The organism is Herbaspirillum sp. C9C3, from assembly GCF_013359625.1.
Taxonomy (GTDB): domain Bacteria; phylum Pseudomonadota; class Gammaproteobacteria; order Burkholderiales; family Burkholderiaceae_D; genus Herbaspirillum.
In genome coordinates this window covers 18,326-36,634 of record NZ_JABFMQ010000033.1, presented here as the reverse complement: position 1 = coordinate 36,634, position 18,309 = coordinate 18,326, and the positions used below count along the sequence as shown (strand labels likewise).

At 62.7% G+C, this 18,309-nt stretch carries 20 protein-coding genes; 6 read left to right on the top strand and 14 right to left on the bottom strand.

Annotation, left to right across the window (positions count from 1 at the left end):
• Positions 1–334, top strand: a 334-nt coding sequence (locus HNO82_RS22135) for a hypothetical protein (protein ID WP_217509986.1), incomplete at its 5' end; no start/stop codon positions are given.
• 52 nt (positions 335–386) lie between these two features.
• Here HNO82_RS22135 and HNO82_RS20515 read toward each other — a convergent pair.
• Positions 387–1,790, bottom strand: coding sequence for a sensor histidine kinase N-terminal domain-containing protein (locus HNO82_RS20515; protein ID WP_175344950.1), 1,404 nt, complete (start codon positions 1,788–1,790; stop codon positions 387–389).
• Between the two features lie 4 nt (positions 1,791–1,794).
• Complete coding sequence (locus tag HNO82_RS20510; RefSeq protein WP_175344949.1) at positions 1,795–2,481, bottom strand: response regulator transcription factor; 687 nt, start codon at positions 2,479–2,481, stop codon at positions 1,795–1,797.
• Between the two features lie 267 nt (positions 2,482–2,748).
• On the opposite strand from HNO82_RS20510, the gene phnD reads away from it, so the two are divergent.
• The 5 genes from phnD to glpD all read left to right on the top strand — a co-directional run bounded on the left by phnD (position 2,749) and on the right by glpD (position 7,908).
• Complete coding sequence (gene phnD / locus HNO82_RS20505; RefSeq protein ID WP_175344948.1) at positions 2,749–3,738, top strand: phosphate/phosphite/phosphonate ABC transporter substrate-binding protein; 990 nt, start codon at positions 2,749–2,751, stop codon at positions 3,736–3,738.
• Between the two features lie 160 nt (positions 3,739–3,898).
• A complete protein-coding gene (gene phnC / locus HNO82_RS20500; RefSeq protein WP_013236645.1) occupies positions 3,899–4,669 on the top strand; it encodes a phosphonate ABC transporter ATP-binding protein in 771 nt (256 codons plus the stop codon).
• Positions 4,666–5,469: a phosphonate ABC transporter, permease protein PhnE gene (phnE, locus tag HNO82_RS20495; RefSeq protein ID WP_175344947.1), complete on the top strand. Its 804-nt coding sequence runs from the start codon at positions 4,666–4,668 to the stop codon at positions 5,467–5,469. Before phnC ends, phnE (HNO82_RS20495) begins: the two co-directional genes overlap by 4 nt.
• Positions 5,462–6,292: a phosphonate ABC transporter, permease protein PhnE gene (gene phnE, locus HNO82_RS20490; RefSeq protein WP_175344946.1), complete on the top strand. Its 831-nt coding sequence runs from the start codon at positions 5,462–5,464 to the stop codon at positions 6,290–6,292. The genes phnE (HNO82_RS20495) and phnE (HNO82_RS20490) overlap by 8 nt, the downstream gene beginning before the upstream one ends.
• A gap of 11 nt (positions 6,293–6,303) precedes the next feature.
• Positions 6,304–7,908: a glycerol-3-phosphate dehydrogenase gene (glpD, locus tag HNO82_RS20485; RefSeq protein ID WP_175344945.1), complete on the top strand. Its 1,605-nt coding sequence runs from the start codon at positions 6,304–6,306 to the stop codon at positions 7,906–7,908.
• Here the strand turns inward: glpD and HNO82_RS20480 are convergent.
• The 12 genes from HNO82_RS20480 to urtB all read right to left on the bottom strand — a co-directional run bounded on the left by HNO82_RS20480 (position 7,890) and on the right by urtB (position 18,264).
• The gene (locus HNO82_RS20480; RefSeq protein ID WP_175344944.1) at positions 7,890–8,501 is read right to left on the bottom strand and encodes a HupE/UreJ family protein; all 612 of its coding nucleotides are present in this window, start codon (positions 8,499–8,501) and stop codon (positions 7,890–7,892) included. The genes glpD and HNO82_RS20480 overlap by 19 nt on opposite strands.
• Before the next feature lie 58 nt (positions 8,502–8,559).
• Positions 8,560–9,192 carry an urease accessory protein UreG gene (gene ureG / locus HNO82_RS20475; RefSeq protein WP_008333732.1) on the bottom strand — a complete coding sequence of 211 codons (633 nt, stop codon included), beginning with the start codon at positions 9,190–9,192 and terminating at the stop codon, positions 8,560–8,562.
• Between the two features lie 51 nt (positions 9,193–9,243).
• The gene (locus HNO82_RS20470; RefSeq protein ID WP_175344943.1) at positions 9,244–9,924 is read right to left on the bottom strand and encodes an urease accessory protein UreF; all 681 of its coding nucleotides are present in this window, start codon (positions 9,922–9,924) and stop codon (positions 9,244–9,246) included.
• 4 nt (positions 9,925–9,928) lie between these two features.
• On the bottom strand, positions 9,929–10,462 hold the full coding sequence (ureE, locus tag HNO82_RS20465; RefSeq protein WP_145607802.1) for an urease accessory protein UreE: 534 nt from the start codon (positions 10,460–10,462) through the stop codon (positions 9,929–9,931).
• Between the two features lie 18 nt (positions 10,463–10,480).
• Entirely contained in the window at positions 10,481–12,181 is a 1,701-nt protein-coding gene (gene ureC / locus HNO82_RS20460; RefSeq protein WP_175344942.1) for an urease subunit alpha, read from the bottom strand.
• A complete protein-coding gene (locus HNO82_RS20455; RefSeq protein WP_175344941.1) occupies positions 12,178–12,522 on the bottom strand; it encodes an urease subunit beta in 345 nt (114 codons plus the stop codon). The genes ureC and HNO82_RS20455 overlap by 4 nt, the downstream gene beginning before the upstream one ends.
• Positions 12,523–12,532: 10 nt before the next feature.
• Positions 12,533–12,835, bottom strand: coding sequence for an urease subunit gamma (locus HNO82_RS20450; protein ID WP_008333723.1), 303 nt, complete (start codon positions 12,833–12,835; stop codon positions 12,533–12,535).
• Between the two features lie 90 nt (positions 12,836–12,925).
• A complete protein-coding gene (locus tag HNO82_RS20445) occupies positions 12,926–13,825 on the bottom strand; it encodes an urease accessory protein UreD (RefSeq protein WP_488928515.1) in 900 nt (299 codons plus the stop codon).
• A gap of 112 nt (positions 13,826–13,937) precedes the next feature.
• On the bottom strand, positions 13,938–14,636 hold the full coding sequence (urtE, locus tag HNO82_RS20440) for an urea ABC transporter ATP-binding subunit UrtE (RefSeq protein WP_008333719.1): 699 nt from the start codon (positions 14,634–14,636) through the stop codon (positions 13,938–13,940).
• Positions 14,637–14,654: 18 nt separating this feature from the next.
• Positions 14,655–15,524: an urea ABC transporter ATP-binding protein UrtD gene (gene urtD, locus HNO82_RS20435; RefSeq protein WP_008333717.1), complete on the bottom strand. Its 870-nt coding sequence runs from the start codon at positions 15,522–15,524 to the stop codon at positions 14,655–14,657.
• Positions 15,521–16,651: an urea ABC transporter permease subunit UrtC gene (gene urtC, locus HNO82_RS20430; protein ID WP_175344940.1), complete on the bottom strand. Its 1,131-nt coding sequence runs from the start codon at positions 16,649–16,651 to the stop codon at positions 15,521–15,523. Before urtC ends, urtD begins: the two co-directional genes overlap by 4 nt.
• Positions 16,648–18,264, bottom strand: coding sequence for an urea ABC transporter permease subunit UrtB (gene urtB / locus HNO82_RS20425; RefSeq protein ID WP_175344939.1), 1,617 nt, complete (start codon positions 18,262–18,264; stop codon positions 16,648–16,650). Before urtB ends, urtC begins: the two co-directional genes overlap by 4 nt.
• Positions 18,265–18,309 lie beyond the last annotated feature (45 nt).

Below are 18,309 nucleotides of genomic sequence, written 5' to 3'. Positions count from 1 at the left end.
CTTGTTACTCCCAAGAACCCTCGTTACGAAAGTAGCGAGGGTTTTTGCTTTGGGCCGCCGGTTTGTATTGATGTCCGTTGGCTCTGGCCCGATTCCTCATAAAACGGTCGATTACTTCATCTTTTCCACAGCCGCTCCTGTCGTGTCGCCCGATTATCGGGCTGTCTTGCATCTTTCTTTCATATCGCCCCTGAACCGCCCGCGCGCGGGCCTTCCCATCCCGGCAAGCGGCACAAGCTTGTGTTTTCCACAGGTCACATTCCCATTCCGACAAAATCGGGAAGATGATTTATCCACAGCTGTTCTTGCACCAAGCCGCTCGGCCGCCGCTTGATTCCCTATTCTTTCCTGCAGCGGGAAGTCACCGGCATCAAAGCATCAAAGCATCATGCAGCAACTGCTCTGAAATGCACCAGCGCATTCAAGCCTTCAATCGATCCCCCTTTGTTGATCCGATTGCGCAAGCTGATGGTCGCCTGCATCGAATCGACAATCTCGCCGCAAATGGTCAGTCCCAATCCCCCCGCTGAAGAGACATTCGAGGAGAACGCCTTGAACACATTCTCCATCGCCTGATCATGAATTCCTTCGCCACTATCCCAGATCAGCAGCTCAGCCACGTCCTCACGTGCGCTGATGCGAATGCCGAGACGACCCTGTACCGGCGTGTGCCGGATCGCGTTATGCAGCAGGTTGGAAATCAACTCACCAATCATCCACGGATGTCCCATCACCAGAATCTTTTCCCCCTCCAGTTCGAAGTCCAGATCCTTCTCCGCAATCAGCGGTGACAGGTCCACAGCCGTCTCGCGCGCCAGCATGCCAAGGTCGCAGACCTCCTGCGCTCCCCGACCGCGTATCTGTTCTACCTTCGCCAGCGACAGCAACTGATTGGCCAGCGTAGTGGCGCGTTCTACCGTGCCCGACATCTCCTGCCAGATCACCGGCGCCGGAGCATCGCCGCGCAAGCCTGATTGCAGCTGGGTCTTGAGCACGGCCAGCGGTGTACGCAACTGATGCGAGGCATTGGCCACGAAGCGTTGCTGATGATCGAGCAGACGTCGCAACCGAGTCATCAGCTGATTCAAGGCATCGATGAACGGTTGCAATTCACGCGGCGCCATCGGTGGCGCCACCGGTGACAGATCATCGGCCGGGCGCTCATCGAGCTGCCGACGCAGTGCATCCACAGGTTGCAGCGCGCGCCGCACCACATACAGGGTCACCGAGACGATCACCACCAAGAGCGCCGCCTGGCGAATCAGCGTTTCCCAGAAAATCTTGCGTGCCAGCGCACTACGGTTCTCCATCGTCTCGGCCACCTGCACCAGGGCCGCCCCCCGCGGATCATTGGTCACCACCGGCTGAAACAGCGCTGCCACCCTGACCGGCACCCCGTTGTAGGTGTCTTCATAGATATGCGCCAGCGCCGGATAGATAGCCGCCTTGTCTGCTTTTCCCTTGTAGGACGGCAGATCCTGGTCGCCCTCGAAGAACTTGCCATCCAGCCCGTCGATGCGATAGATCATCCGGCTCGAATAATCGGCCTCGTAAATCTCCAGCGCCGCATAAGGCAGCGACGCCTTGAGCTCGCCATTCTCGATGCGCAACAGATCCCCAATCGAATGTACCGACGCAATGAGCATGCGGTCATACGCCGTATTCACCGACTCCAGCGTATTGCGATAGAGCGAAAAGGAATCAATGACGATGAACAGCGCAATCGGCGAGATGATCCACGCCAGCAGATAGGCGCGTACCGAGCGTCGCCGCGAAAACAGATGTGCCACCTCCTCAGCCCCCGCTACCCTGCTGCTGCCGATCCCGCAGCAGATAGCCCAGTCCGCGCAAGGTCATGATCTCCGCACCGGTTTCCATGAGTTTCTTGCGCACCCGATGCACCACCACCTCGATGGCTTCGAGCTGGGTATTTTCTTCCGTCGGGAAGACCAGCCTGAACAATTTCTCCTTGGTCACCGCATGTCCCGGCTTGGCGATCAGCGCCTTCAACAGCGTATGCTCGCGCGGCGTCAGTTCAAGCGGTTCATCGTCGCAATAGAAAGCCCCCGAACCACGATCAAAGCGCAAGCGCCCGCACCGTTGCAGCCCGTCATCGGCATTGGAGCGTCGCCGCAGCAGCGCACGGATGCGCGCATCGAGCTCATCCAGATCAAAGGGCTTGGCGAGGTAATCATCCGCGCCGGCATTGAGTCCGACCACGCGATCGCCTACCGCGCCGCGCGCCGTCAACACGATCACCGGCGTGCCGATATCCTGCGAGCGTATGCGTTGCAACAGGTGCAGCCCGTCCAGTCCCGGAATATTGAGATCGAGCACCACCAGGTCGCCGATCCCATCCTTGATGTGCGAGAGCGCACTGATGCCATCGCCGCAATGCGTGACCTGAAAGCCGCGTCGCTCCAGTGCGCGCAGCAAGGCGCGCGACATGTCGATGTCATCCTCCACCAGCAGGATATGCATGATCTCCCGTGTCGTTATCGTTGTGCAGCCGCCTTTATACCGCCAAACCACGCCATGCGCGAGTCCCTTGCCGAGGTGCTTTGAAAGCAGATTGAAAGCCACTGGAAAGGCAGCTGCAAGGAAACCCCCTCCTTGGCCGCCGCGCCCGGTAGCAAAAGCCGTTCCCCTCGCCTACACTGCCGCACATCGCCAGACTCGCACCAGGCAACACCGCTGTGGCGACCGGCAACAAGACCAAAACCAACACCATCATCACCAGGAGACAGCATGACCCCACGTCTGATCAAGACTCTGTTGGCACTCGCCCTGGCCGCACCGGCCATCGCCTTTGCCCAGGACACCTGCAGCAATCGCGGCGACCTCGACCAGCAATACTGCGACGCCAATCACGACCTGACCGCCGACACCCCCACCGATCCCAAGAAGCTGAAGAATCCCAATACCCTGGTCTTCACCTTCACCCCCGTGGAAGATCCGGCCGTCTACGACAAGATCTTCAAGCCCTTCACCGACTACCTCTCGCAATGCACCGCCAAGAAAGTGGTGTTCTTCCAGGTACAGTCCAACGCCGCTGAAATCGAAGCCATGCGCTCGGGCCGTCTGCACGTCGGCGGCTTCTCGCCGGGGCCGACCAACTTCGCCGTCAACATCGCTGGCGCCGTACCGTTTGCCGTCATCGGTGACGCCAAGGGTTATCAGGGTTATACCCTCAACGTGATCGTGCGCAAGGACAGCCCGATTCAGAAGATGACCGACCTCAAGGGCAAGAAGGTCGCCCACACCGCGCCCTCCTCCAACTCCGGCCACATGGCTCCGATGGCGCTGTTCCCCAAGCTGGGCGTGACGCCGGACAAGGACTACAAGATCATCTTCTCCGGCAAGCATGACCAGTCCATCCTGGGCGTGAACTCGGGTGACTATGACGCCGCCGCCATCGCTTCGGACGTTTTCGATCGCATGGTGGAACGTGGCGTCATCAAGGCCGAGAACTTCCGCGTCATCTGGCACAGCGAGAAATTCCCGACCCAGGACTTCGCCTATGCGCACGATCTGGAGCCGAACTTCCGCGACAAGATGCTCAAGTGCTTCTACGACTATCGCTTCACCGATGAACTGAAGAAGGCCTTCGCCGGTTCCGATCGCTTCTACCCGATCAACTACAAGAAGGACTTCGAGATGGTGCGCTTCGTCGCCCAGTCCGCCGGCGAATCCTTCAACCGCGCCGCCTACGACAAGCAAAGCGCCGGCAAGAAGTAAGTACCGCCGCATGGCATCCCTGATCGTTCAGGTCCGGATGCCGCAACCAGATCCAAGCACCAACATGCAGCACAGCCCCTGCTCCAGAGCAGGGGCTGCGGCCCGTCGCATCCTGCGCACTGCCGCAGCCGCAGAAAAATCCACAGAGAAAGCGCCTCCCATGTCACACGCCATCGAAATCCAGGGCCTGGTCAAGGAATACAAGCCCGGCCATCCCATCCTCAAAGGCATCGACCTGAAGATCGGCGACGCCGGCCTGATCGCCATCATCGGCCCCTCCGGCACCGGCAAGTCCACCCTGATCCGCTGCATCAATCGCCTGGTCGATCCCAGCCGTGGCGCGATCTGGTTTGAGGGGGAAGGCAAGCGCGTGAATCTGGCCGAGCTGCGTGGCCGCGCCCTCCGTGAGCAACGCCGTCACATCGGCATGGTGTTCCAGGAATACAACCTGGTGGAACGCCTTTCCGTCATGGAGAACCTGTTGTGCGGAAGATTGGGTTACGTCAATGCCTTCACCGCCTGGCGCCGCAATTTCGCCAAGGAAGACATCGCGCATGCCTTCGAACTGCTGGACACCGTGGGCCTGGGCAACTTCGCCAACCAGCGCGCCGATGCGCTCTCCGGCGGTCAGCGCCAGCGCGTGGGCATCGCCCGCGCGCTGATGCAGCGTCCGCGCCTGCTGCTGGCCGATGAGCCGACCTCATCGCTGGATCCAAAAACGTCCTTCGAGATCATCTCGCTGCTCAAGGAGCAGGGCCGTGCGCAGAAGATCCCGGTCATCGTCAACATCCACGATGTGGAACTGGCCAAGCGCTACGCCGACCGTATCATCGGCATGTCCGGTGGCCACGTGGTCTACGACGGCAATGCCGAGAACCTGTCCGACGATTTCCTCAAGCAGATCTACGGTGGCGAGGACTGGCTGGCATGACGACCTCCAACTCTTCCTCCAGCGCCCGCGTGAGCCTGGCCTTCAAGCCGCAGCTGGCTACCCGCGTGGTGATCTGGCTCATCGCCCTGTATGCGATCTATGCCGCCACGCAACTGGGTTTCTCCTGGGAGCGCTTCTCGTCCGGTCTCGGAAACGGTGCCAAGTTCCTGGGCCGCATGTTCCCGCCCGACCTCTCCAAGGGCGACATCCTCTGGGGCGGCATCAAGGAGACCCTGCAGATCGCCGTGCTGGCGTCGCTGTTCGGCATCCTCTTCTCGCTGCCCATCGGCCTCATGGGCGCACGCAACCTGATGCCCTCGTGGATCTCCTGGCCTGCGCGCGCGCTGGTGTCGGTGTGCCGCTCGCTGCATCCGGTGATCGTGGCCATCCTGTTCGTCAAGGCCGTGGGCTTTGGCGCACTGGCCGGTGTGCTGGCGCTGATCGTGGCCTCCATCGGTTTCATCGGCAAGCTCTTTGCCGAAGCCATTGAAGAGATCTCCATCAAGCAGGTCGAAGCCATCCGCGCCACCGGTGCGTCCTTCATGAACGTGATCCTGTTCGGTGTGCTGCCGCAGGTGATGTCGCGCTTCGTCGGCTTCTCCACCTACCAGCTTGACTCCAATCTGCGCAACTCGACGATGGTCGGCATCGTCGGTGCGGGCGGTGTGGGCGGCGTACTGTTCTCCGCCTTCCAGCGTTTCGATTACGACTTCGTGCTCACCATCCTGGTCACCATCATCACCATCATTGTCGTCGGCGAACTGCTGGCGAACTCGGTCAAGAAGGTCTTCAATGTCTGATACCGTCCTCTCCCGCCCCGCCGCGCTCAACCCGGCCGAGCGCGAATGGCAGCGCCACACGCCGCTGCAGCGCATCCTGCGCTTCACGGTGTGGCTGGTCATCGCGCTGGCCGTGGTGCAATCGCTGCGCTACATCGAGATCATCCCCGAGTTCCTCTACGATGCGCCCGAACAGATGAGCGACATGCTCGCCCGCATGTGGCCCATCGACTGGGCCTACTTCGGCAGCGATGTGAAGGCCGGGCTGATCGAAACCCTCCACATCGCGACCCTGGGTACCCTGCTCTCCATCGTGCTGGCCATTCCCTTTGGCCTGCTGGTGGCGCCCAACCTGACCCGCCATCGCGGCCTGAACCTGTTCGCCCGCATCGTGCTGGTGGCCAGCCGCTCGGTCAATTCACTGGTGTGGGCCCTGTTGTTCCTGGCCGTCTTCGGGCCGGGTCCGCTGGCCGGTACGCTGGCCATCGCCTTCCGCTCCATCGGCTTCGTCGGCAAGATGGCCGGCGAGACCATCGAGCAGATGCCGCGCGGCCCCATCGAAGCGCTGCAGGCTTCCGGTGCGAGCAAGTTCTCCGAGATCTGGTATGGCTACTGGCCACAACTCAAGCCCGCCTTCATGTCCATCGTGCTGCTGCGCTGGGACATCAACGTGCGTGAATCGGCCGTGCTGGGCATCGTCGGCGCCGGTGGCGTGGGCATGGTGCTCGATACCGCGTTGAACCTGTTCCAGTGGCCGCGCGTGGCGACGGTGCTGGTCTCCATCTTCGCCATCGTGATCGTGACCGAAGTGGTGGTCACGCAGATCCGCAAGCGCATCCTCTGATCGGAGCCCGCATGAAAGCACATGGCACGCAAGGCATCACCTATCCCCCGCAGTACGATGTGCTGGTAGTCGGCGGCGGCATCAATGGCGCTGGCATCGCCCGTGACGCCGCCGGGCGCGGCCTGTCGGTGGCGCTGTGCGAGCAGCACGACCTGGCGCAGCATACGTCGTCTTCCTCCAGCAAGCTCATCCACGGTGGCCTGCGCTACCTGGAACATTATGAGTTCGGGCTGGTGCGCAAGGCCCTGATCGAACGCGAAGTGCTCTTGCGCAGCGCCCCGCACATCATGTGGCCGCTGCGCTTCGTGATGCCGCATGACCAAGGGCAGCGTCCGGCCTGGCTGATCCGTTTGGGCATGTTCCTCTACGATCACCTGGCCCGACGCGAACTGCTGCCCGGCTCACGCGCACTGGACCTGCGCCGTCACGCCTCGGGTGCGCCACTGAAAGCACAGTTCACGCGTGGCTTCGTTTACTCCGATGGCTGGGTCGATGATGCGCGGCTGGTGGTGTTGAATGCGATGGATGCGGCAGAAAAAGGCGCGCACATCATGACCCGCACCCGCTGCGAATCGCTCACGCGTCAGGACAACGGCTGGCAAGCCGTGCTGCGCCAGGAAGATGGTCACGCCATGCAGGTGCGCGCACGTTGCGTGGTCAATGCGGCCGGCCCATGGGTGGCGCAATTCCTGGGCGATGCGGCGCATGTGCATTCGAGCAAGTCGGTGCGTCTGGTCAAGGGCAGCCACATCGTGGTGCCGCGCCTGTTCGAACACGATCACGCCTACATCTTCCAGAACCCGGATGGCCGCATCGTCTTCGCCATTCCTTACGAGCAGGACTTCACGCTCATTGGTACCACCGATATCGATTATCAGGGCCGGGTGGAAGACGTGGCCATTTCCGAGGGCGAGACGGCCTATCTCTGCCAGCTGGCCAACCGATATTTCGAACGGCCCATTACGCCCGCCGATGTCGTGTGGTCCTACTCGGGCGTGCGCCCGCTGCTGGAAGATGCCGCCGCCGATGCCTCCGCCGTCACGCGTGACTACCAGCTCGATCTCAATACACAAGGCGCCCCGCTGCTCTCCGTCTTCGGCGGCAAGATCACCACCTTCCGCAAGCTGGCCGAGGAAGCCGTGGACATGATCGCGCCGGTGCTGGGCAAGCAGCGCGGTGCCTGGACAGAACACGGCTGCCTGCCGGGTGGCGACCTGTATGGTGCGCAGCCGTCGAACCGCTCGGTGCGCCAGTTCGATCAATACGTGCAGGGCTTGCAGCAGCAGTATCCGTGGCTGCCCGCCGCATTGTTGCAACGCTATGCGCGCGCCTATGGCAGCCGCACGCACGCGTTGCTGGAAGGAAGAAAGAACTTGGAAGAGATGGGAGAAGAAATCCTGGGCGGGCTCTATGCCGCCGAGGTGGACTACTTGCTGCGCCACGAATGGGCGACCAATGCCGCCGATATCTTGTGGCGCCGTTCCAAGCTCGGCCTGCATTTCCCCAAGGGCAGCGAGGCCGTACTGGACGCCTGGCTGGCCGCGCGGGGCGGCCAGTCTTCAGCTGAGGAACAACCCGCCGAAGCGGGCGAGTTGCTTCAGGCAGCCAGCAGGTAAGCACCCACGGCGGCAATACCGACGCCGCCGATGCGCACCACGCGGTCGGCCATCTGCTTGCCGGCGATCAGGCCGATGCCCAGACCGGCGGCATGCAGCAGTGCCGTGGCGGCGATGAAGCCAGCACCATACAGCGCGGCCGAGCTGCCGTGCGGCAGTTCAGCACCGTGCGCGTACCCATGGAACATCGCGAAGACCGACACCACCAGCGTGCTGCCCCACAGCGGCAGACGCACGGCAAAGGCGATCAGCAGGCCCAGTACGGCCACTGAGGCGGCGATACCGGTTTCCACGGCCGGCAGCTGCAGGCCGGCGAAGGCCAGCAAGGCACCGGCTACCATCATCAGCGGGAAGGCCAGCGGCAGCACCCACAGGGCGCGCTGCTTGCTCTGCGCGGCCCACAGGCCCACGGCCAGCATGGCCAGCAGATGGTCGATGCCCGAGAACGGATGCGCGAAGCCGGCGGCCATGCTGGTCGAGGCATCCATGGTCGAACCCGGATGGCCGGGGTGCGCCATTGCAGTGCCGGCTGCCAGTGCGGCGACGGCCAGAAGGCCCAGGCGGGCGCGGGTCTTGGTCGAGAGGGTCAACATGTTTTCTCCTTGGGCTGATACGGCAGATTCTTGATCGGGGAAATGACGGGGTTCAGGTTCAGTTCTTCGGCTTCTCGTCCAGCAAGCCCTGCTTGCGGATGTATTCGATGACCTTTTCCACCCCGTCGCCACTGCGCAGGTTGGTGAACACGAAGGGGCGTTCACCGCGCATGCGCTTGGCATCGGCCGCCATGATATCCAGATTCGCGCCCACATAGGGAGCGAGGTCGGTCTTGTTGATGATCAGCAGATCCGAACGCGTGATGCCGGGGCCACCCTTGCGCGGGATCTTCTCGCCACCGGCCACGTCGATCACGTAGATGGTCAGGTCCGACAATTCCGGGCTGAAGGTGGCGGCCAGGTTGTCGCCGCCGGACTCCACCAGGATCAGGTCCAGGTCCGGAAAATCGGCGCTCATGCGGGCAATGGCTTCCAGATTGATCGAGGCATCCTCGCGGATGGCCGTGTGCGGACAGCCACCGGTCTCCACTCCCATCAGACGTTCTGCCGGCAGCGCATCGGCGCGCAGCAGGATTTCCATGTCTTCCTTGGTGTAGATGTCATTGGTGATGACGGCCATGTCGTAATGGTCGCGCATGCGCTTGCACAGCATTTCGCACAGTGCCGTCTTGCCGGAACCGACCGGGCCGCCGATGCCTACGCGCAGCGGATTGGAAGTTGCATTGCTCATGGTTGGTCTCTTGATCTCTTGGTCGCGTAAAAACGTAAATGGTATAAATAATTAAGAGCGATAGATGCGGCTATATTGCACCTCATGCTGCATCGACAGCAGCGAAAGCCCCGGTGCCCAGTTGCACAGCTCGTCATCCTCCAGCGTGAGCGCGGTGGCCGCGGCCTTTTCCAGCTCCGGCTGCAACGACAGCAGGATGCGCTGCCCCGCCACCTGGCCCAGTGGCACGGTCTTCACGCAGGCCAGCACCTGGTTCTCGGCCCAGGCGAACAGCATGCCCAGCACCGCCGCCTCGCGCGGCACCTGCAGGGCCACCGTGGCAAAGGCCAGCGAGGTTGGCAGCGGCAGTTCCGGCTGCGCCTGCAGGATGGCCAGCAAGGCTTCATCGCCCAGCTTCAGGTCGGTCGCCAGTTTGCCCAGCGAATAGCCCATCTGAATGGTTTCGGCACGAAACTCCGACGTGTCGCGGGCCGCGATGAAGCGTTCGGTCCACAACGTGACCTTTTCTGCATCACGGGCTTCGAAGGCCGCCACCAGCCGCGCAAAGATGGGGGCCTCGAAACGCGCCACCACCTCATGCAGCGCATGGCCGATCCAGGCGCGGGCCGTGGCTTCACTGCTCACGCGTCCACCCTCGATGGCCGCCTCCAGCCCTTGCGAATAGCTGTACGCGCCGATCGGCAAGGACGGGCTGCTCAGTTGCAGCAGATGCAGCAAGGCGGCAGCTTGCATGGGGTCAGCCCTCTTCCTTCTTGTCGCTCGGACGATGGATTTTCTGGCGCAGCGGAATCGGTGCCAGCGGATTGTGGTGATGGTCATCGCCATGATGGTGATGGCCGCCCCCATAGGCGCCCGCTTCCGGCTCGAAAGCCGCCAGCTCTTCAGTCACGCGCGCCCCCAGCCCTTCCAGCATTTCCTTCAACACCGGATCCTTGCGGATGCGCAGGAAACCGACGCCGCCTTCGTGGCCCACATGCGCCTGGGTGTGACGATTACCGAGGTGGAAGGCGCAACGCAGCAGCAGGTGCGCATCGGCCGCATCGACGCGATAGGTCGCTTCGGCCTTGGCGATGATCTTGACCACGCGGCCATCATCGCCGCGCAGCAGGTCGCCATCGCGCAGCACCGTACCACGCACGGTGAACACTGCCACGTCCTCACCCGAACGCAGGGTGGCACGCAGGCGGCTCTTCTCGCGCTGGTCATAGGGCAGTTCCAGTTCGCCGTCGATCTGCTCGGCCTGGGCTATCTTGGTATTGAGAGTGAGCATGAAAAAATCTAAAGAAAATCAGAACAGGAAATAACGTTGTGCCAGCGGCAGCGAGACCGCCGGTTCGCACACCAGCAGCTCGCCATCGGCGCGCACTTCATAGGTTTCGGAATCGACTTCCATCTTCGGCGTGGCACCGTTGTGGATCATGTCGCGCTTGCGCAGGTTGCGCATGTTCTTCACGGCCACCACCGGCTTGTTCAGTTTCAGTTGTTCACCGATGCCGGCATCGAAGGCCGCCTGCGAGACGAAGGTCATCGAGGTCTTCAGTCCACCGCCATAGGCACCGAACATCATCCGGTAATGCACCGGCTGCGGGGTCGGGATGGAGGCATTGGGGTCACCCATCTGGGCGGCCGCGATCATGCCGCTCTTCAGAATCATCGAGGGTTTGGCCCCGAAGAAGGCCGGCTTCCACAGCACGATGTCGGCGATCTTGCCCACTTCCAAGGAGCCCACCACGTGCGCGATGCCGTGGGTGATGGCCGGGTTGATGGTGTACTTGGCGATGTAGCGCTTGATGCGGAAGTTGTCGTTGCGCGAGGTATCTTCCTTGAGCGAACCACGCTGCACCTTCATCTTGTGCGCGGTCTGCCAGGTGCGCATGATCACTTCACCCACGCGGCCCATGGCCTGCGAGTCAGACGACATCATCGAGATCGCACCGATGTCATGCAGGATGTCTTCGGCGGCAATGGTCTCACGGCGGATGCGCGATTCGGCAAAGGCGATGTCTTCGGCGATGGCCGGGTCCAGGTGATGGCAGACCATCAGCATGTCCAGGTGTTCGTCCAGCGTATTGACCGTGAAGGGACGCGTCGGATTGGTCGAGGACGGCAGCACGTTGCCCTCGCCCACCGCCGCGATAATGTCCGGTGCGTGACCACCACCCGCGCCTTCGGTGTGGAAGGTGTGAATGGTGCGGTCCTTGAAGGCCGCCAGCGTGTGCTCCAGGAAGCCGCCTTCGTTGAGGGTATCGGTGTGGATGGCCACCTGGATATCCATGCGATCGGCCACCGTCAGGCAGTTGTCGATGGCCGCCGGGGTCGAGCCCCAGTCCTCGTGCAGCTTCAGGCCGATGGCTCCGGCGCGGATTTGCTCTTCCAGCGGCAGCGGCAGGCTGACGTTGCCCTTGCCGAGGAAACCGAGGTTCATCGGGAAGGCGTCCGCTGCGGCCAGCATGGAATGGATGTGCCAGGGGCCGGGCGTACAGGTGGTGGCGGCCGTGCCGACGGCCGGACCGGTGCCGCCGCCCAGCATGGTGGTGACGCCGCTCATGAGGGCTTCCTCGATCTGCTGCGGACAGATGAAGTGGATGTGGCTGTCGATGCCGCCGGCGGTGACGATCATGCCTTCACCGGCGATGATTTCGGTCGCCCCGCCGATGGCCATGGTCACACCGGGCTGGATGTCGGGATTGCCGGCCTTGCCGATGCCGGCGATCTTGCCGGACTTGATGCCGATGTCGGCCTTGACGATGCCCCAGTGATCGACGATGAGCGCATTGGTGATGACGGTATCCATCACCTCGGCATGGGCGCGCTGCGACTGGCCCATGCCGTCGCGGATCACCTTGCCGCCGCCGAATTTGACTTCCTCGCCATAGACCGTGTAATCCTTCTCCACTTCCAGGAACAGCTCGGTGTCGGCCAGGCGCACGCGGTCGCCGACGGTGGGGCCGAACATTTCGGCATAGGCCGAACGGGAGATCTTGCTCATTTGGTTTGCCCCTTCTTGTCGTTGCCGTGCTGGGCCTTCAGCTTGCCCATCACCAGTGCATTGAAGCCATAGACGCGGCGCTCCCCTGCCAGCGCCACCAGTTCCACCGTGCGTTCCTGTCCGGGCTCGAAGCGCACTGCGGTCCCGGCTGCGATGTTCAAGCGCATGCCATAGGCCGCTTCACGTTCGAAGCGCAGTGCCGGATTGGTTTCGTAGAAATGGAAGTGGGAGCCGACCTGGATAGGACGGTCGCCGCTGTTGGCAACCGTCACCGTTACGGTGGGGCGGCCGACGTTGAGTTCGATGTCGCCGGGTTCGACCAGCATTTCGCCTGGAATCATGACGCGCTCCTCAAGGAATCGGATGGTGGACGGTGACCAGCTTGCTGCCGTCGGGGAAGGTGGCTTCGACCTGGATATCGGGGATCATCTCGGGCACGCCTTCCATGACGTCGTCACGGGTCAGGATGGTGGTGCCCTCGGACATCAGCTCGGCCACGGTCTTGCCATCGCGCGCGCCTTCCATGATGGCGGCGGTGATCAGCGCCACCGCTTCCGGATAATTGAGCTTGAGGCCACGGGCCTTGCGGCGCTCGGCCAGCAAAGCGGCGGTGAAGATGAGCAGCTTGTCTTTTTCTCTGGGTGTCAGTTCCATGTGAGCTCCTGGCCGTTTGGTGGCCTTCAGTTTCTATAACGTAGGGCGAGGCTTGATTCAGTTTTCCTGATGCAGCTTGTTACGTCGTGTTCATGTATTCCAGATGCGTGGAATGGCGGCTTGCTTGCCGGTGACGGCCGGACGCAGCACATGCCAGGCCGCATGCAGCCACTGCCGCGCCACCAGGCTGGATGGCCCCATGTAGCGCGCGATCAGTACCTGCTTCATCAGCGTGGCACCGCTGCGTCCTTCCAGCTGCAGGGCAGCGATGCTCTCGCGCAGTCGGCCCAGGAGCGCCGCATCCATGCCATCGCCCACGGCGATCAGGGTGCCGCAGATGGTCTGCCCATCCAGCGCCAGCGGGCCTTGCATGGCACCCGCCTCGGCTTGCAGGCGACCCTGCTCGAACCATACCAGCTTGCCGCCACGGCGGATGCTGGTGCGCTGGCTGACGGCACCGGTGTTGAAGGTTTCGCCCGAAGCGGTGCGGCCAAAGCAAAGGATTTCCGCACCCAGGTAAGCCGCGTCGGCGGCCAGGGTCACTTCATGTTCCATGCGCACGTCGGCCCCATCGAAGAAGATGGTTTCCTGCGGCAACCATTCCAGCGTGGCCCCTGCTACCGCATCGAGCCTGACGGCCTGGCGTGATGACTGGCCATTGGCGCGATACCACTTGCCCGCACCGGGCGTGGTCAGCAGCGCATGGGCGCGCTCGCCCACCTCAGCGGTGATCGAAAGCTGGTCGCCACCGACGATGCCGCCTGGCGGGTGCACGATGATGGCATGGCAGATGGACGGGTCTTCGGGATAGAGCGGCTTCTGCACGCGCAGGGGGCCGAAGTGCTGGCGGTGCATGAGGCGCGTGGTGCCTTTGTCGTCGGCAAAGCCCAGCGCCAGGCGTGCCTGGTCCGGCGCATGCCGCAGGGGCGCGCCTGGTGTCGCGGGGGCCGGCATGCTGGCGGGTTCCGGATGGCCGGGGAGTCGTTTCATACCTGGTTCTTCATTGCGTGGAAGGCGGCGTGTGCAAGCGGACAGCCTGGCCGCGAACATGCGACTTTATAGCAGACCCGCTGCAAACGCGCAGCCTTCCTTTGCGACGGTATCAGACCGCCAGATGCTTCTTCACGTCCTCGCCATCCATCTGGTCCTGGGTACCGGCCGCGACCACTTCGCCGCGCGACATCACCACGAAGGTATCGGCCAGTTCGCGGGCGAAGTCGAAATACTGCTCGCACAGCAGGATGCCGATGTCGCCGCGCTGGCGCAGCAGGCTGATGACGCGACCGATGTCCTTGATGATGGAAGGCTGGATGCCCTCCGTCGGTTCATCCAGGATGATCAGCTTGGGCTCGGCCAGCAGCGCCCGGGCGATGGCCAGCTGCTGCTGTTGGCCACCGGAAAGGTCGCCGCCGCGCCGATGCAGCATTTCCTTCAACACCGGGAAGAGTTCATAGACCTCGCCCTTGATGGTGGAGGCACGGCGGCCCGAGAGCGTGGCCATGCCCATGAGCATGTTTTCCTCCACCGTCAGGCGCGCGAAGATCTCGCGTCCCTGCGGCACGTAGGCGATGCCCAGCTTGGCGCGCTGGTGCGGCTTGAGACGGGTGATGTCCTGGCCTTCGAAGCTGACATTGCCCTTGGCCACCGGCAGCACGCCCATCAGGCATTTCAAGAGCGTGGTCTTGCCCACGCCGTTGCGGCCCAGCAGGGACAGGACTTTGCCCTTCTGCACATCGAGCGAGACGCCGCGCAGGGTATGCGCCGCGCCGTAGTACTGGTTCAGTTCATTGACTTGCAGCATGGATGATGGTCTCCGCTCTTATCGTCCCAGGTAGACTTCGATGACGCGCTCGTTGGATTGCACCTGGCGCATGTTGCCCTCGGCCAGTACCGATCCTTCGTGCAGCACGGTCACCTTGCCACCCTGGGCAATCTCCTCGACGAAGCCCATGTCGTGTTCCACCACCATGATGGAATGCTTGCCGCGCAACTCGTTCAACAGCTCGGCGGTGCGTGCGGTCTCGGCGTCGGACATGCCGGCCACCGGTTCATCGAGCAACAGCAATTGCGGTTCCTGCATCAACAGCATGCCGATTTCCAGCCACTGCTTCTGGCCGTGCGAGAGCAGGCCGGCCACGCGATGCTCCTGGCCGTTCAGGCGGATCAGCTTGAGGATTTCCTCGATCTTGCCGATCTGCTCCGAAGACAGGCGCGCAAAGAGCGTGGTCTTGACGCGCTTGTCCATCTTCATCGCCAGTTCCAGGTTCTCGAACACGGTGTGCTGCTCGAACACCGTCGGACGCTGGAACTTGCGGCCGATGCCCGCATGCGCGATCTCGTATTCGGTCATCTTGGTCAGGTCAATGGTCTGGCCGAAGAAGGCGGTGCCGGCGGTAGGCCGGGTCTTGCCGGTGATGACGTCCATCATCGTGGTCTTGCCCGCGCCATTGGGACCGATGATGCAGCGCAGTTCACCCACCGAGATATCCAGGTTCAGGTTGTTGATGGCCTTGAAGCCATCGAAGGAGACCGTGATGTTTTCCAGATAGAGGATGGCACCGTGGGTGGTATCGACGCCCTCGGGTTTGATGCGTTCGTAGGATGCACCGTGGTCGGCGCGGGGCGTGTCGACATTGCCGCCCAGGCCGCCGATGCCTGCCGGGTTTTTCCCGGGTTCGACTGCACTCATGCTGCCTCCTTGGATGCGTTGCCCTCGGCGGGCGCGGCATCGCGTTTCTTGAATTTCTGCGCCAGGCCCAGGATGCCCTGCGGCAGGAACAGCGTGACCAGGATGAAGATCAGCCCCAGCGCATACAGCCACAGGTCCGGGAAGGCGGCCGTGAACCAGCTCTTCAAACCATTGACGGTGAAGGCACCGATGATGGGGCCGATCAGCGTGCCACGCCCGCCCACAGCCGCCCAGATCACCATCTCGATGGAGTTGGCCGGCGACATCTCGGAGGGATTGATGATGCCCACCTGCGGCACGTACAGCGCACCGGCGATACCGCAGATCACGGCCGAGAGCGTCCACACGAAGAGTTTGAACCACAGCGGGTTGTAGCCGATGAACATGAGGCGCGATTCGGAATCACGCACGCCCTGCAGCACGCGGCCCAGCTTGGAGGTGACGATCATGCGACACAGCACCAGCGCACCGAACAGCAGCGCCAGCGTTACCAGGTACAGCACCGCCTTGGTGGCCGGTGCGGTGATGGTGAAGCCCAGGATGCGCTTGAAGTCGGTGAAGCCGTTGTTGCCGCCAAAGCCGGTATCGTTGCGGAAGAACAGCAGCATGAAGGCGAAGGTCATGGCCTGCGTGATGATGGAGAAATACACGCCCTTGATACGCGAACGGAACGCGAAGTAACCGAACACGAAGGCCAACAGACCCGGCACCAGCACCACCAGCAGCATGGAGAACCAGAAGTGATCCGTCATCCACCAGTACCAGGGATAGGCCTTCCAGTTCAGGAACACCATGAAGTCCGGCAGGTTGCTCTGGTACACGCCGTCACGGCCGATGGCGCGCATCAGGTACATCCCGTGGGCGTATCCGCCCAGTGCGAAGAAAACGCCATGACCCAGCGAGAGGATGCCCGTATAGCCCCACACCAGGTCCAGTGCTAGCGCAGCCATGGCGTAGCACATGAACTTTCCTACCAAAGCGACGGTGTAGGAGGAGACGTGCAGGCTGCTTCCGGCGGGGAACAGCAGGTTGCAGACCGGCAGCAAGGCCAGCACGATGGTGCAGATGACGATGCCGGTCCAGGCCGGACGATTGAACAGCGAGGGGCGCATGATCATGGTGCTCATTCCACGCTCCTTCCCTTGAGTGCGAAGAGGCCTTGCGGACGCTTCTGGATGAATACGATGATGAAGACCAGGATGGCGATCTTGGCCAGCACGGCACCGGCCACCGGCTCCAGGAATTTGTTGACTTCGCCCAGGCCGAAGGCAGCGATGACGGTCCCGGCCAGCTGACCCACGCCACCCAGCACCACCACCATGAAGGAATCCACGATGTAACCCTGTCCCAGGTCGGGGCCGACGTTGCCCAGCTGCGAGAGCGCCACGCCACCGAGACCGGCGATGCCGCAACCGAGGCCGAAGGTCATCATGTCGATCTTGCCGGTGGACACGCCCACGCAGTCGGCCATGCGGCGATTCTGCGTGACGGCCCGCACGAACAGACCCAGGCGGGTCTTGTTCAGGATCAGCCAGACCGCGAACACCACGAACAGCGCAAAGAACACGATCACGATGCGGTTATAGGACAGCACCAGTGAACCCAGCACGGTGACGCCACCCGACATCCAGCTCGGATTGGCCACTTCCACGTTCTGCGCGCCAAAGATGGAGCGCACGCATTGCATCAGCATGAGGCTGATACCCCAGGTACAGAGCAGGGTTTCCAGCGGACGGCCATAGAGCCAGCGGATCACCAGCCGTTCCAGCGCAATGCCCACTGCCGCGGCCACGATGAAGGCCGCCGGCAGGGCCACGACCAGATAGGCATCGATGGCACCGGGGAAGAACTTTCGGAACACCAGCTGGCACACATAGGTGGTGTAGGCGCCGATCATCAGCAGTTCACCGTGGGCCATGTTGATGATGCCCATGAGACCAAAGGTGATGGCCAGGCCCAGTGCGGCCAGCAGCAGCACGCTGCCCAGCGAGATGCCATAGAACAGCTTGCCGGCGAAGTCGACGATGGCCAGGTGGCGGTCCAAAGCGGAGAGGGTGCGCACCGCTTCCACGCGTACGCCTTCATCCGGCTCCACGTAGGAGCCATCGGGATTCTTGGCCAGCATGTTTTCCAGGACCGGCTTGAGCGACGCATTGGTCGTCTCGGCCAGTTTCCTGACCGCAGCGCGGCGTGCAGCCGGATCGGGAGAATGCAGGTTGGCGGTGGCCTGTACCTGCTGCAGCACGTCCTTGATCTGCGCATCGTTTTCCTTGGCCAGCGCCTTGAGGATCAGCGGCATCTGGGCCGGATCGGCATTCCTGAGCAGATCATTGGCAGCGGCCAGGCGCTCATCGCGTTGCGGCGAGAGCAGCTTCAGTCCCGAGAGCGCACCCTCGACGGCACCGCGCAGGCGGTTGTTGACGGTGATGCCTTCGGCGTCATCGGGTGCGGGGCCGCTCTTGTCGGTGGCCGGGTTGAAGGCCTGGCCGGCATCATCGACGATGAGGATGTCACCGGCAGGCGTGACATAGAGCGCGTCGCTGTTCAAGGCGTTGAGAATCTTGAGCGCGTCGTCGTTGGCCAGCGCGGCAATCTGGTTGACGGCGTCGATGCGCGCGTCGGGGTCGTCTCCGCCAAGGGGCTTGAGCAGGGCCGGATCGATGGCTGCGAACGCCCCGAGGGCGTGCACGCAAAGCCAGGTCGCGAGCAGCCCGCGTAGGAACTGGATGGCTGGTTTCATGGTCGGTGTGCGCCTCGAAGCGCGGGCCAGGCTGCTGCGGCCGGG